This is a genomic window from Enterobacter cloacae complex sp. P43RS (assembly GCF_014930585.1).
Lineage (GTDB): Bacteria > Pseudomonadota > Gammaproteobacteria > Enterobacterales > Enterobacteriaceae > Enterobacter > Enterobacter bugandensis.
Window position 1 is genome coordinate 253613 of the sequence record NZ_JADBRJ010000001.1, and the last position, 13542, is coordinate 267154.

Sequence of the window (13542 nt, forward strand, 5' to 3'; positions counted from 1 at the left end):
ATTATTCCCTCTGACGCCAATCAGGGTTTAGTAATTAAATAAAATATCCTTACTCAAGGTGTGGGCGTAAATAATTTATATCATGCCGTTATTGCCGTGACGCAAAAACGCCGGGCGCTGGTTGAGGCGCTCATACCAGGCCTCAATCGCCGGCACGTCGGGCTTGTCAAACGGCGTCATCTTCCAGCGATTCACCGACAGCCCAAGCACCACGTCCGCAAGGGTAAACGTCTCGCCCGCCGCAAAGGCCCCGGTGCGCTGCAGCTGGTTTTCCAGAATGGTGATGCAGTGGTTCCACTCTTTTATTCCCGCCGCAATGCGCGCAGGGTCGTTAAAGTCCGGGTTTTTTCGTCCCAGCGCCGGGAAGACATAGCGCCAGGCGTTATTGAATTCAGTTGCCTGCCAGTCCATCCAGCGCTCAACGTTGGCGCAGGCCTGCGGCTCTGCAGGCAGCAGATCGTGACGTCCGGCCTTGCGCACCAGATAGCGGCAGATGGCGTTGGACTCCCACAGCACGAAATCGTCATCCATCAGCACCGGCACCATGGCGTTGGGGTTCAGCGCGCGGAAGTCATCCGTTTCTGTTGAGGCAAAACCGCTGCCGTAGTCTTCCTGCAGGTAAGGGATGCCCGCTTCTTCACAGGTCCAGAGCACTTTACGAACGTTGATGGAGGTGGTTTTACCGAGGATGTTAATCATGACGCCGTTTCTCTTCAGGGGGATTAATCATTTAAAAACAATACACCCTTTGCGCGAAGAGGGAGGGATAATATTGAGTGAGGAGTGCGCTGTACGGGCAGGTCAGCGCGTTTTAAGCGGAAACGTTACGTTTTCAGGGTGCGTAATGGCGGTTATTCCGCGCCGTTTTCTCCAGAGGCGCCTGCTTGCTTAATGCCTGGAAAAAATTTAGGCTAACCTCAGAGATATGCTTGCTCATTAAAGGCTTAGAAATGGAAAAAATAACCCCTGAATATACGTCCGTTGACTTATCTCGTTGGGCAAGGAAGGAACATTTTGAGATTTTTCAGGGGTTCGCTCAGTCGACGTTTAACCAGACGGTTTTAATCGATATTACTGCGCTGTTAAAACATATCAAAGCGGTCGGCTGGAAATTTTACCCGACTATTATTTTTCTCATTTCGAAAATCGTCAACAGTCATCCGGAGTTCCGTATGGCCATGAAAGACAATGAGCTTATTATATGGAACGAAGTTCATCCAAATTATACCATTTTCCATAATGAAACAGAGACCTTTTCATCATTATGGAGCCATTATGATGGCAATATTCAGCACTTCCAGAAGACCTATGCTGAAGACGTTGCGCGCTACGGTAATAATTTTTCTTATTGGCCTAAGGACGAATCCCGGGAAAATATCTTTTTCATATCGGGTATTCCCTGGGTGAGTTTTACCAGCTTTAACGTCAACGTTGCGCACATGAAGAACTTTTTTGCCCCTATGTTTACGCTTGGAAAATACTATGAACAAGATGGCAAAGTATTAATGCCCCTTGCCGTTCAGGTTCATCATTCCGTGTGCGATGGTTTCCATGTGGCAAGACTGTACAATGAACTACAAGAGATGATTGATGCCTTGCCGCAATCCGGCGCGTGACGTTAATAAAAAGCCGCAAGCAGCATGCTGCTTGCGGCGTCAGGCTCGGTGACGATGTGGCAATCAGGCAGCTTTTACCGCTCTGATTTTTTTACTGTCAGCCGCAGGGGCATCGAGAGCAGGGAGCTTGCTGGTGCGCAGAATATGCTGCACGGTCTCTTTCTGCTCGGCGAGATACAGACCAAGATTTTCAGCCTGCGTTTCATCCATCTGCATTCCGCTTTGCAACAGCCAGTCGGTGAACGCGTCTGCCATATCGAGCAGCTTGTCGTGAGCGTCAGCCTCTTTCTTACTGGCAAATGTCATTTTCTCTTCACCTTTTCTTACGACAACATATTTTATTTCAACAGCCATCACGCACCTCTCATACTGTATTTATATACAGTATAACAGCTTCGGGATGATGTTGCAGTAAAAAGTGAGCTACTGGTGCATCGGCTGCGTTTCACGGCCGCCGATACTGCGTCGCCATGCGCCAGGTGCCTGACCGAATTGGCGCTTAAAGCTGCGGTTGAACGACTGCTGAGAGTCAAACCCGAGCGCGATTGCCACGTTCAGGATGGGCTCATCGCTGTGGGCTAAGCGCTCAACCGATTTTTGCAGCTTTTGCGCGCGAATATAGCCGGCGAGGGGATAGCCCGTGTGCTCTTTAAACAGGCGCTGGAGGTGCCATTTCGAGTAGCCGGAGCGCCTGGAGACGGTCTCAATGTCCAGGCGACTGTCGAGGTTGTTATCAATCCAGTCGAGTAAATCATGCATAAATGCGCCAGTGTTCATCAGGTTTCCCCCACGCAGCGATAGAAAGGTATCTTTGTCTGTTGCATTTTAAGGTGGCCTGGTTTCACGATAATTGCAAGTTTTATTGTTGCATTTAAATCCTTGCCCGAAACGGGCCTTTTATCGCCGCCTCAAATAGCACATAAAGTGCAACAATTATTCTTGCACTTAGTTAGGCGCATTCCTACAATCGCCGCGATAGTGTATTCGAAACTGTTACAGTTTTGTGGCGATGAACGACACAAATGGCCTTAAGCCAGCCCGGACAAAGGAAGTGGCGCGGCACCTCCCGCTGCGTCTTGCCCGGCGGCTACAATTACCGGAATAAAAATAATGAGCCTGCAAAAAACCTGGGGAAACTATCATCTGAATGCGCTGGGAGCGATGATGCTCTCCGTGCTGCTCGTCGGATGTGATGACAGCGTCGCGCAAAACGCCGCGCCGCCCGCGCCCGCCGTTAATGCTGCAGACGTGGTTGTGAAATCCATTAGCCAGTGGGATAGCTTTAACGGCCGGATTGAAGCCGTGGAAAGCGTGCAGCTTCGTCCCCGTGTCTCTGGCTACATCGACAAAGTGAATTTCACCGACGGCCAGGAGGTGAAAAAGGGCGAGGTGCTGTTCACGATTGATGACCGAACCTATCGCGCCGCGCTGGAGCAGGCGCAGGCGACGCTGGAGAGAGCCAAAACGCAGGCCAGCCTGGCGCGAAGCGAGGCAAACCGTACCGATAAACTCATTAATACCAACCTGGTATCCCGTGAAGAGTGGGAGCAGCGTCGTTCGGCCGCCATTCAGGCACAGGCCGATATTCGCGCGGCCCAGGCTGCGGTAGACGCCGCGCAGCTGAATCTCGACTTCACCAAAGTGACGGCTCCTATTGATGGCCGCGCCAGCCGGGCGTTAATCACCAGCGGCAATCTGGTCTCCGCGGGCGACAGCGCCAGCGTGCTCACCACCCTGGTCTCGCAGAAGACGGTTTACGTCTACTTTGACGTGGATGAGTCAACCTATCTTCACTATCAAAATCTCGCCCGCAACGGGCAGGGGGCGTCCAGCCACCATACGGCGCTACCGGTTGAGATCGGCCTTGCCGGCGAGGAGGGCTACCCCCATCAGGGTAAAGTGGATTTCCTTGATAATCAGCTCACGCCGAGTACCGGTACGATCCGCATGCGCGCGCTGCTGGATAACGCGCAGCGTCAGTTCACGCCGGGACTCTTTGCCCGCGTGCGCCTGCCGGGCAGCGCGGAATTCCAGGCCATGCTTATTGACGACAAAGCGGTACTGACTGACCAGGATCGCAAGTATGTCTATATCGTGGATAAAGAGGGTAAAGCGCAGCGTCGCGATATTACGCCGGGGCGTCTGGCCGACGGTTTACGCATCGTGCAGCAGGGGCTGAAACCTGGCGATAAGGTCATCGTTGACGGTCTACAGAAAGTGTTCATGCCGGGTATGCCGGTGAACGCGAAAACCGTCGCCATGACCGCCAGCACCGCCCTCAACTGATCACTTGACCTGAGAATCCTTCCCATGGACTTTTCCCGCTTTTTCATCGACAGGCCGATTTTCGCTGCCGTACTGTCGATTCTGATTTTTATCACAGGATTAATCGCCATCCCGCTTCTGCCGGTGAGTGAATATCCTGACGTCGTACCGCCAAGCGTACAGGTGCGCGCGGAGTATCCGGGCGCCAACCCGAAAGTGATTGCCGAGACCGTGGCGACGCCGCTGGAAGAGGCGATCAACGGCGTCGAGAACATGATGTACATGAAATCCGTTGCCGGCTCGGACGGCGTGCTGGTTACTACCGTCACGTTCCGTCCGGGTACCGATCCGGATCAGGCGCAGGTGCAGGTGCAAAACCGCGTCGCGCAGGCCGAGGCGCGTCTGCCGGAAGACGTGCGGCGCCTGGGCATCACGACGCAGAAGCAGTCGCCAACGCTGACGCTGGTGGTGCATCTGTTCTCGCCCAACGGCAAGTACGATTCACTGTATATGCGCAACTACGCCACGCTGAAGGTGAAGGACGAGCTGGCGCGTCTGCCCGGCGTCGGCCAGATTCAGATTTTCGGCTCCGGTGAATACGCGATGCGCATCTGGCTGGATCCGAACAAGGTCGCAGCCCGCGGGCTGACCGCCTCGGACGTGGTCACGGCAATGCAGGAGCAGAACGTGCAGGTCTCTGCCGGGCAGCTTGGCGCCGAGCCGCTGCCGAAAGAGAGCGATTTCCTGATCTCCATTAACGCCCAGGGTCGTCTGCATACCGAAGAAGAGTTTGGCAACATTGTCCTGAAAACGTCGGAGGACGGTTCGGTCGTCCGCCTGCGCGACGTGGCGCGTATCGAAATGGGTTCCGGCAGCTATGCGCTGCGTTCCCAGCTTAACAATAAAGACGCGGTCGGGATTGGTATCTTCCAGTCACCGGGGGCGAACGCCATCGATTTGTCTAACGCGGTGCGCGCCAAAATGGACGAGCTGTCCACCCGTTTCCCGGAAGATATGAAGTGGGCGGCACCTTACGATCCGACGGTTTTCGTGCGCGACTCCATCCGTGCGGTGGTGCAAACCCTGCTGGAAGCGGTGGTGCTGGTTGTACTGGTGGTGATCCTGTTCCTGCAAACCTGGCGCGCGTCGATCATTCCGCTGATCGCGGTGCCGGTGTCGGTGGTGGGGACGTTCAGCATTCTCTATCTGCTGGGCTTTTCGCTTAACACCCTGAGTTTATTCGGGCTGGTGCTGGCGATTGGTATCGTGGTGGACGATGCCATCGTGGTGGTGGAAAACGTCGAGCGAAACATTGAAGAGGGGCTTGCGCCGCTTGCGGCGGCGCATCAGGCGATGCGTGAAGTCTCCGGGCCCATTATCGCAATTGCGCTGGTGTTGTGCGCGGTGTTCGTGCCGATGGCGTTCCTCTCCGGCGTAACCGGTCAGTTCTACAAGCAGTTTGCGGTGACGATAGCGATTTCCACGGTGATCTCCGCCATCAACTCGCTAACGCTCTCTCCGGCGCTGGCTGCGCTGCTGTTAAAACCGCACGGCGCGCCGAAAGACTTCCCGACCCGGCTTATCGATCGCCTGTTCGGCTGGATTTTCCGTCCGTTTAACCGCTTTTTCCATCGTAGCTCTAACGGCTATCAGGGGCTGGTGGGCAAAACGCTTGGCCGACGCGGCGCGGTGTTTGTGGTGTATCTGCTGCTGCTGTGTGCCGCGGGCGTCATGTTTAAAGCGGTACCCGGCGGGTTTATTCCGACACAGGATAAGCTCTACCTGATTGGCGGCGTGAAGATGCCGGAAGGCTCGTCGCTGGCGCGCACCGACGCGGTGATCCGCAAAATGAGCGAAATCGGCATGAATACCGAAGGCGTGGACTACGCGGTGGCTTTCCCGGGGCTGAACGCGCTGCAGTTTACCAACACGCCGAATACCGGGACGGTGTTTTTTGGCCTGAAGCCGTTTGACCAGCGCAAGCACTCTGCGGCGGAAATTAACGCGGAGATCAACGCGAAAATCGCGCAAATCCAGCAGGGCTTTGGTTTCTCCATTCTGCCGCCGCCGATTCTGGGGCTGGGTCAGGGGTCAGGCTACTCGCTGTATATTCAGGATCGCGCGGGTCTGGGCTATGGCGCGCTGCAAAACGCGGTGAACACCATGTCCGGTGCGATTATGCAGACGCCGGGAATGCACTTCCCGATCTCAACCTATCAGGCTAACGTTCCGCAGCTGGACGTGCAGGTTGACCGCGATAAGGCGAAAGCGCAGGGCGTGTCGCTGACCGATCTATTCGGTACGCTGCAAACCTATCTGGGCTCGTCGTACGTGAACGACTTCAACCAGTTCGGGCGCACCTGGCGCGTGATGGCGCAGGCAGACGGGCAGTTCCGCGACAGCGTGGAAGATATTGCGAATTTACGCACCCGGAATAGCCAGGGCGAAATGGTGCCGATTGGCAGTATGGTGAAAATCACGACCACCTACGGGCCGGATCCGGTAATCCGCTATAATGGCTACCCGGCGGCGGATCTGATTGGCGATGCCGACCCGCGCGTACTCTCGTCCGCGCAGGCGATGACGCAGCTGGACGCGATGTCTAAGCAGATCCTGCCGAACGGAATGAACATTGAATGGACGGATCTGAGCTTCCAGCAGGCCACGCAGGGTAATACGGCGCTGATCGTCTTCCCGGTCGCGGTACTGCTGGCGTTCCTGGTGCTGGCGGCGCTGTATGAGAGCTGGACGCTGCCGCTGGCGGTGATCCTCATCGTTCCGATGACCATGCTTTCCGCGCTGTTTGGCGTCTGGCTGACCGGGGGCGATAACAACGTCTTCGTGCAGGTGGGGCTGGTGGTGCTGATGGGGCTGGCCTGTAAAAACGCGATTCTTATCGTGGAGTTTGCCCGCGAGCTGGAAATTCAGGGTAAAGGCATCATGGAAGCAGCGCTGGAAGCGTGCCGCCTGCGTTTACGTCCGATTGTAATGACATCCATCGCCTTTATCGCCGGGACCATTCCGCTGATCCTCGGCCACGGCGCGGGCGCAGAAGTGCGCGGCGTCACCGGGATTACGGTCTTCTCCGGGATGCTGGGCGTGACGCTGTTTGGTCTGTTCCTGACGCCGGTCTTTTACGTGACGCTGCGTAAGTTCGTGACGCGCGGCAAAGTGGAAAGAGAGGTTCTGCCTGCGTAGGGATATCGCAGATAACAAAAAACCGCACTCATTATGAGGGCGGTTTTTTTTTGCGTAAATTACTGGGCTTTTTTGTACTGGGCAATCAGTTCAGGTAAAGGATCGCACCCGCTGGTATCGGCTTTTTTGACCTCTTCCAGCGCGCTTGCCACGGTGTGGCGCGCTAATACCGCGAGCGAGGCCTGCTCTGCTTCTTCGGAAATAGATTTGAAGTACCAGCAGGCGTTCGCGCTGACCACGCAGCGGGCCGGCACGTCCGGGCGCGACGCCCAGAGTTTTTTGTCTTCGGTGACTGAAAGGTAGATATCGCGCAGGGTAATCTCTTCCGGCGGACGTCCAAGATGAATTGAGCCGTTGCGGCCAAGCGTTGAGACGATAATGCCGTCACGCGTGAGTGGAACCATCAATTTGCGGATAAAGCTCGGGTTGGCTTCCAGGCCGTAGGCCAGAATCGCACTCGTCGAACGTTCACCTAGTTGCTCCGCCATCGCTACGCTGAGAACCATCTGCAAAGCTGTCGGGAAGCGGTAATCTAACATTTCTCTTTCCTGGGTTGCGGTGAATCTTGTTCTTTTTGGCACCGCAGAGGTGAATAAGCAATAAACAACAATATAACAAATACGGTAATTTTTTTGAAGCAATCTGCGGCATTTGCGATCAAACACCCTGTTCCGGTTTAGCTATATGTGCGGTTCGGGAAGTCAACCGTCACCAGCAGGCCACCTTCTGCGGAAGTACTCAGGTTTACGCTGCTGCCGTGTTGCTGTGCAACGGCTTTGACAATGGCAAGCCCCAGTCCGCTCCCGCTTTGCAGCTGATTGGGATCGCGGAAAAACCGGTCGAATACGCGCTCGCGCAATTCAACCGGGATACCCGGCCCCCGATCGGAGACGCGTAGCTGGGCTGATTTATCTGCTGAGCGTACCTCTACCTGAATCCGCCCGCCCTCAGGACTGTACTTCACGGCGTTTTCAATGAGATTGTCTATAAGCGACATCAGACGCTCCCTGACGCCAGCGATCCAAATCTCATCCTCAGCGAAGAATTCCAGCTCAATCTTGCGCCCGGACGCTAGCGGCTCCAGCGCAGCCATCCGCTCTTGTATGAGCGAGGTTAGCGGCACGGGCTCCATCGCGGTGTCAATGCGCGCTTCACTGTGCATCATCAGCAGCAGCTGGTTGACGAGACGGGCCGCCCGGCTATTGCTGCGCACAATCCCTGCAAGCAGCTGCCGCTGGCTCTCGCTGCTCACCCAGGACTGCAGCGCCTCCACGTTGATGCGCATCGCGGCCAGCGGCGTACGCAGCTCGTGCGCGGCGTCCGCAATGAAAACCCGTTCGCGTTCCGCGCTTTCCCGCACTCTGGCAAGAAAGTCATTGATCGCGTCCACCATCTGGCGGAGTTCCTTATGCCCGGGAACAGCCTTTAAAGGGGAGAGATCGTCAGGCGAACGTAATGAGATCTCATTAACCACCTTGCTCCAGGGGCGCATCGCAATGCGGATTGACAGCCACGCAGGAAACAGAAGAAAAGGAATGCACACCAGCAGCGGCATAATGTAGTAGCCCCGCGAGTTCAGGTAGATAAAGAAGTTCCAGCTTCCGGCAGGGGTGAAAAGGGTAACCTCCACGTTGGAGTGGGGGGATTTAAGCGTGCGGCTCGTCCAGGCGTGACCTTCACTCTGAACGCGCTGCATTTCGCCCAGTCTGGTGTTTTTTACCCCCGTAGGTGCACCATCAGAAGAGAAAATAACCGCGTTGTTTTCGCGAACGATCAGGTTTATCGACAGCTCCGGATCTTCACCGCCGCCATAGCCTTCCCGCAACGCTTTGCTGAATGCTTCCAGGGCATCATTACGATCCTGCGGGCGCTCGTCACTGAGATCAACCAGAGTAAAAATGGTTTCGTAAGTCTTACTTCCCGTGAGTATCGGAGGGCTACGCAGGTCTTCCAATAAAATAAAGGTTAAAAAAAGACACCACAGCAGGGTAAGCAGCAGCATCTGGGCGATGATAATTCGCCGTACCAGCGTTGGGCGCCTCAGTTGGTGCCAGACATTTCGCATTAATCTGTCACCTTCTGGATAGCGACGGTATCAATGACATACCCGACGCCCCGCACCGTTCGTACATAGCCGTCACCAATTTTTCGCCGCAAATTCCCCATATGCACGTCGAGCGCATTGCTGAGATTTTCCTTCGCGCCAAATATCCTCTCTTCCAGGAACCGCCGCGTGATCACCCGGTCAGCGCGCAGCATCAACGTTTCAAGCAGCGCATATTCACTGGCCGTCAACTCAACGTGACGCGCGTTCACCGTTACGCGACGCGTCGGGATATGAAGCGATAAGCTCCTGATTTCTATCGCTTCATTTTCAAAACCGTAGCTGCGTCGCGCAAGGGCTCTGACTCGCGCCAGCAGTTCGGCGAGAACGAAGGGTTTGACAAGATAGTCGTCTGCGCCAGCATCCAGCCCGCCCAGGCGATCCTGCAGGGTGCCTCGCGCCGTCAGGATGATGACGGGGATCCCCTTAAGCTGCTGGCGCAAACGCGTCATCAGGCTCATGCCGTCGCCGTCGGGCAGCCCCAGGTCGAGCAGAATAAGTTCCGGCACGCCGACCTCAAGCTGATGCAGCGCATCCTCTTTACGGCGAACCCATATGACATCAAATCCTTGATCTGAGAGGGCGATACGTACGCCATTGCCGAGATCCAGGTCGTCTTCGATTAGTAAGATTTTCACATTGGTAACTGTATCAACAGTGAATGAAGAACAACTTAAGAAAAAAACGGTAACAGGAAATCCGTCCGGTTGACAGCGCCCGCACGCGCTTCAGCGTTTCTTCATTTTCGGCTCATAAGAACCTCAGGGTGAGTATTCAGAATGAGTGCTCTGGCGTGTAAACCGCTGGCATTGCAATCATTTGAATCCAAAGGACTTCTTCAATGAGTAACATCGAACTGCGTCATACTTTCCCTTATTTACTTCCGAGCCGCAGACTGAAAAACATCGTGCCGGGCGTTATTCTGGCGTTACTGGCAACCCCGGTACTGGCGGCAGAGCAGAAACAGGGCAATGTCTTAACCCTGGGGGGAGGCGTGGACATCGCGCCACGCTACTCGGGTTCGGATAAAAGCCGGGTCTCGGCAGCTCAGGTAGTAGATTATTCCATGGCAAATGGTTTCTTTATCAGCACTACGCGGGGTATCGGTTACGGAAACAACATTGGCAACCTGGATTACAACGCCGCAGTGAGCTACCGAACAGGCCGTAAAGATAAAGACGTGAGCAGTGATTCGATCAGCTCCGGCAGCGACTACCTGCGGGGGATGGGCGATATCAAAGGTTCCGCTATCGTGGTGCCGGGTCTGGGGTATAAGGTGACCGACTGGCTCAATCTGCAGCTGCAGGCTGAGATCCCGGTTTCTGAGAGAGACAACGGTGAGGCAGTGCATTTCGGCATTTCCAGCCCGCTCTACACATCGTCGAAAAATGCGGTGACGCTGGGGCTGACGGGCAGTTGGGGTTCCGGCAAGTACATGCAAACGTACTATGGGGTTAATGCTGCCCAGTCCGCCGCATCAGGATTTGCCCGACATGACGCCGGAGCGGGAATTTACGCCTGGTCGATGAACCTTGACTGGACCTACAGGCTCACCTCGCGCTGGAGCGTTCTCACCTCCGCGGGCGTAACGCAGCTGATGGGGGATGCGGGTGATAGCCCGATCGTGCAACGTAAAACGTCGCCAACGGGAAGCCTGAAGGTGACGTACAGTTTCTGATTGCGGGTTGCTTATAGATATGAGCGCGCAATAGCGACGAATTTGAGCCGCCCCGGAAAGATGATGGGGCGGTAGTTTTTAAATGATGTTTAACAGTAGTCAGAATAATGAGTTGACTGACGTTTTATTAAGAACTGATAGGCATCGACCTGACTCCGGAGCATTTGGAAACCATAACCTCACTGAGAAGTGTGCCAATATTACGTGGCTATCATCCCTGTCCGGAGAATAAAGTGCTCGGAAAATTATTGTTAAAGTACATGCCAGGGTTACAAAATTTGTTAGCCTACGATAAAAGCTGGCTAAAACATGATGTTAAAGCTGGATTATCCGTTGCGGCTGTAGCGCTACCCGTTGCGATTGCTTATGCTGAATTGGCGGGTGTTGGGGCAATAGTGGGGCTCTATTCCTGCGTTTTACCGATGATAGCTTATGCACTGTTTGGTTCTTCACGTCAGCTTATTGTTGGCCCTGATGCAACGACCTGCGCCGTGATTGCAGCCGTCGTGTTTCCTCTTTCTGCAGGCAATCCTGAACTGCACTGGCAACTGACGATCGTCATGACATTGATGATGGGCGGGTGGTGCCTGCTTGCCAGTAAATTTCATCTGGGTGCACTTGCCGATCTCCTTTCTCATCCCATTCTTACAGGGTTGCTTAATGGCGTAGCCGTGACGATTATTGTCGGGCAATTAGGCAAGGTTTTGGGGATCAAGCTCGATGAAGCGCAGGTTATTGAGAAAATACTGGCCTTGCCAGGCCGACTTTTAGATAGCCATGTATTAACAATAGGGATATCACTTTTAACGTTAATTATTTTAATGGTTATCAAAACGTATCGCAGCCACTGGCCAGCACCTCTGATTGCCATTGTGATAACAACGATACTGGTATGGGGAACATCTGCGCAACAGTATGGTATTGCCACGATTGGGGGGGATGGCTTCCAGCCTGGTTTACCCGTCGTTAACTGGGGGGCGTTCCAGCCCGGTCCGATGCGAGAATTAGTGATCCCGGCGCTGAACCTGGCTTTAGTGAGTTTTGTCAGCCTGATGCTGACCGCCCGCAGTTTCGCCGCGAAAAATGGCTATGAAATTAATGCTGATGCAGAGTTCCGGGCACTGGGTATTGCGAACATTATGTCTGGGCTATCTCAGGGATTTGCCATCAGTGGAGCCGATTCCCGGACCGCGGTTAATGATTCCGTTGGGGGGAAAAGTCAGCTGGTTTCCATAGTCGCGGCCTTACTGATAGGTTTAGTGGTGGTATTTTTCACGCAGCCATTACAATTTATTCCGGTATCTGCATTAGGTATTGTTCTAATGTATGCATCGTGGTCATTAATTGATTTGCGCGGGTTATGGAACCTGAGGCGAAGAAATAAACAGGCATTTCGCCTGGCCTTCTTTACGTTTGGCTGTGTTTTAATCATCGGTGTAATTCAGGGGATCGGCCTTGCGGTGTTGCTTGGCCTGTTACAGTTCCTGCGTACGGTATTTCGTCCCTCTGAGCACTTACTCGGGACTGACGAAAATGGAATGATCCACTCATTAGGGAATACAACTGATATTAAAATGGTCCCGGGCGTGCTGATGTATCGATTTAACTCACCGTTGACCTATTTTAATGTGGCTTATTTTAAACGTCGGGTATTGAACCTGGTTGATGGTGCAGCATTACAACCTAAATGGGTGGTTATTGATGCCGTGGCTTGCTTCACCTATTCAGATATCAGTGTCCTGGCAATCATTAATGAGTTAAAGCGTGACCTGAAAGCCCGACAGATTGTGTTAATCCTTGCGGGCAGGAAAACGGAATTAACACGTTGGTTTAAAGAAAGTCGGCCAACGATGAATGATGATGACATGATTCTGGCGCCAGACCTCTATTTGGCACTCCGGTTCATTCAAAGCAAAGAGAGTGTGAGTGAATCAGGTGGTGATGCACAACCAAACCCTGGTTAAAGGCTTGCTCGCCACCCGCGAGCAAGCCATATCCCTTAGCGGTACAACGTCTTTTCCGCAACCGGAACAACCAACGCCGATCGCCAGTCCGCCAGCGTCAGCTGCGCAAGCCTGCCGAGCGCGATATAGAACGGATGCCCGGCGTTGTCGACAAACACCGACAGAAAGCGGGTGCTCCACGGCAGCAGATGCCACGCCAGAAGCCGATCGCACTCCGACTCGCGGCCATTCTCGGCCAGCCATGCCGCCAGCAGCAGCAGGGTGCCGAAATGATCTTCCGGTTCATTTTGCTGCATCTGAAACGCGATATTGTTTTCCCGCATCCACTGGCGCAGCGCGAGGGTCGAATCGCCAAACAGCACGGATTCACGGTCCAGCCAGACGGAACCCCACGGCGGAGCGGGCAGGGCATAAGGACCAATGAACAGCCGTTGCCAGGCATCCGTCAGCGGCTCATCGGAAGATGAAGCAAAGGTTTCGGCAACAGGCAGCAGCGTTTCCGGCGGCAGGGGCCAGTCCTCTATCCATTCGCCAGCGGTAAGTGCCTGCACCAGCGGGGCTGTTTGCTCGCTGTCTGGCGCGAAGTAAAACAGCGCGCCCAGTACGCGGGCGCTGAACGCGAACGAGTCACGGTGTGAGACGTCTTTCATTAAACCTTCCTTGTTCGCGCGGTTATGTCCGCGCGACGTGATTAACCATTAATACAGACCAAAGCAT

12 protein-coding genes are annotated in these 13542 nt (G+C 54.5%); 5 read left to right on the forward strand and 7 right to left on the reverse strand.

Features of this window, described 5'->3' with window-relative positions; translation table 11 throughout:
• Positions 1 to 75: 75 nt before the first annotated feature.
• The gene (locus tag IM294_RS01270; protein WP_028012987.1) at positions 76 to 699 is read right to left on the reverse strand and encodes a glutathione S-transferase family protein; all 624 of its coding nucleotides are present in this window, start codon (positions 697 to 699) and stop codon (positions 76 to 78) included.
• Between the two features lie 251 nt (positions 700 to 950).
• Between IM294_RS01270 and catA the strand changes: the two genes are divergently transcribed.
• A complete protein-coding gene (catA, locus tag IM294_RS01275; protein WP_126817991.1) occupies positions 951 to 1616 on the forward strand; it encodes a type A chloramphenicol O-acetyltransferase in 666 nt (221 codons plus the stop codon).
• A gap of 63 nt (positions 1617 to 1679) precedes the next feature.
• Here the strand turns inward: catA and IM294_RS01280 are convergent, their stop codons facing one another.
• The gene (locus IM294_RS01280; RefSeq protein ID WP_028012989.1) at positions 1680 to 1970 is read right to left on the reverse strand and encodes a YebG family protein; all 291 of its coding nucleotides are present in this window, start codon (positions 1968 to 1970) and stop codon (positions 1680 to 1682) included.
• 69 nt (positions 1971 to 2039) lie between these two features.
• The gene (locus tag IM294_RS01285) at positions 2040 to 2393 is read right to left on the reverse strand and encodes a helix-turn-helix domain-containing protein (RefSeq protein WP_028012990.1); all 354 of its coding nucleotides are present in this window, start codon (positions 2391 to 2393) and stop codon (positions 2040 to 2042) included.
• 333 nt (positions 2394 to 2726) lie between these two features.
• Between IM294_RS01285 and IM294_RS01290 the strand changes: the two genes are divergently transcribed.
• Both IM294_RS01290 and oqxB read left to right on the forward strand, forming a co-directional pair.
• Positions 2727 to 3902, forward strand: a complete 1176-nt coding sequence (locus tag IM294_RS01290) for an efflux RND transporter periplasmic adaptor subunit (RefSeq protein ID WP_028012991.1) — start codon at positions 2727 to 2729, stop codon at positions 3900 to 3902.
• A gap of 24 nt (positions 3903 to 3926) precedes the next feature.
• Entirely contained in the window at positions 3927 to 7079 is a 3153-nt protein-coding gene (gene oqxB, locus IM294_RS01295) for a multidrug efflux RND transporter permease subunit OqxB (protein WP_028012992.1), read from the forward strand.
• 59 nt (positions 7080 to 7138) lie between these two features.
• On the opposite strand, the gene IM294_RS01300 is transcribed toward oqxB, so the two are convergent.
• From IM294_RS01300 to IM294_RS01310, 3 genes are all read right to left on the reverse strand, one after another.
• On the reverse strand, positions 7139 to 7618 hold the full coding sequence (locus tag IM294_RS01300; RefSeq protein ID WP_126817992.1) for an Rrf2 family transcriptional regulator: 480 nt from the start codon (positions 7616 to 7618) through the stop codon (positions 7139 to 7141).
• Between the two features lie 137 nt (positions 7619 to 7755).
• Positions 7756 to 9144, reverse strand: a complete 1389-nt coding sequence (locus IM294_RS01305) for a HAMP domain-containing sensor histidine kinase (protein WP_126817993.1) — start codon at positions 9142 to 9144, stop codon at positions 7756 to 7758.
• The gene (locus tag IM294_RS01310) at positions 9144 to 9821 is read right to left on the reverse strand and encodes a response regulator (protein WP_126817994.1); all 678 of its coding nucleotides are present in this window, start codon (positions 9819 to 9821) and stop codon (positions 9144 to 9146) included. Before IM294_RS01310 ends, IM294_RS01305 begins: the two co-directional genes overlap by 1 nt.
• 203 nt (positions 9822 to 10024) lie before the next feature.
• Here IM294_RS01310 and IM294_RS01315 point away from each other — a divergent pair, with 203 nt between their 5' ends.
• Positions 10025 to 10861, forward strand: coding sequence for a MipA/OmpV family protein (locus IM294_RS01315; RefSeq protein WP_193360291.1), 837 nt, complete (start codon positions 10025 to 10027; stop codon positions 10859 to 10861).
• Positions 10862 to 11094: 233 nt separating this feature from the next.
• On the forward strand, positions 11095 to 12825 hold the full coding sequence (locus IM294_RS01320; RefSeq protein ID WP_126817996.1) for a SulP family inorganic anion transporter: 1731 nt from the start codon (positions 11095 to 11097) through the stop codon (positions 12823 to 12825).
• A 35-nt stretch (positions 12826 to 12860) separates the two neighbouring features.
• Here the strand turns inward: IM294_RS01320 and dmsD are convergent, their stop codons facing one another.
• Entirely contained in the window at positions 12861 to 13475 is a 615-nt protein-coding gene (gene dmsD, locus IM294_RS01325; protein ID WP_028012998.1) for a Tat proofreading chaperone DmsD, read from the reverse strand.
• Positions 13476 to 13542 lie beyond the last annotated feature (67 nt).

What these genes read in the sequence shown, in the direction of transcription:
- oqxB (WP_028012992.1), top strand. Translation starts at nt 3,927, where the DNA reads ATGGACTTTTCCCGCTTTTTCATCGACAGGCCGATTTTCGCTGCCGTA.
- IM294_RS01300 (WP_126817992.1), bottom strand. Translation starts at nt 7,618, where the DNA reads ATGTTAGATTACCGCTTCCCGACAGCTTTGCAGATGGTTCTCAGCGTA.
- catA (WP_126817991.1), top strand. Translation starts at nt 951, where the DNA reads ATGGAAAAAATAACCCCTGAATATACGTCCGTTGACTTATCTCGTTGG.
- IM294_RS01280 (WP_028012989.1), bottom strand. Translation starts at nt 1,970, where the DNA reads ATGGCTGTTGAAATAAAATATGTTGTCGTAAGAAAAGGTGAAGAGAAA.
- IM294_RS01290 (WP_028012991.1), top strand. Translation starts at nt 2,727, where the DNA reads ATGAGCCTGCAAAAAACCTGGGGAAACTATCATCTGAATGCGCTGGGA.
- IM294_RS01315 (WP_193360291.1), top strand. Translation starts at nt 10,025, where the DNA reads ATGAGTAACATCGAACTGCGTCATACTTTCCCTTATTTACTTCCGAGC.
- IM294_RS01285 (WP_028012990.1), bottom strand. Translation starts at nt 2,393, where the DNA reads ATGAACACTGGCGCATTTATGCATGATTTACTCGACTGGATTGATAAC.
- IM294_RS01305 (WP_126817993.1), bottom strand. Translation starts at nt 9,144, where the DNA reads ATGCGAAATGTCTGGCACCAACTGAGGCGCCCAACGCTGGTACGGCGA.
- IM294_RS01270 (WP_028012987.1), bottom strand. Translation starts at nt 699, where the DNA reads ATGATTAACATCCTCGGTAAAACCACCTCCATCAACGTTCGTAAAGTG.
- dmsD (WP_028012998.1), bottom strand. Translation starts at nt 13,475, where the DNA reads ATGAAAGACGTCTCACACCGTGACTCGTTCGCGTTCAGCGCCCGCGTA.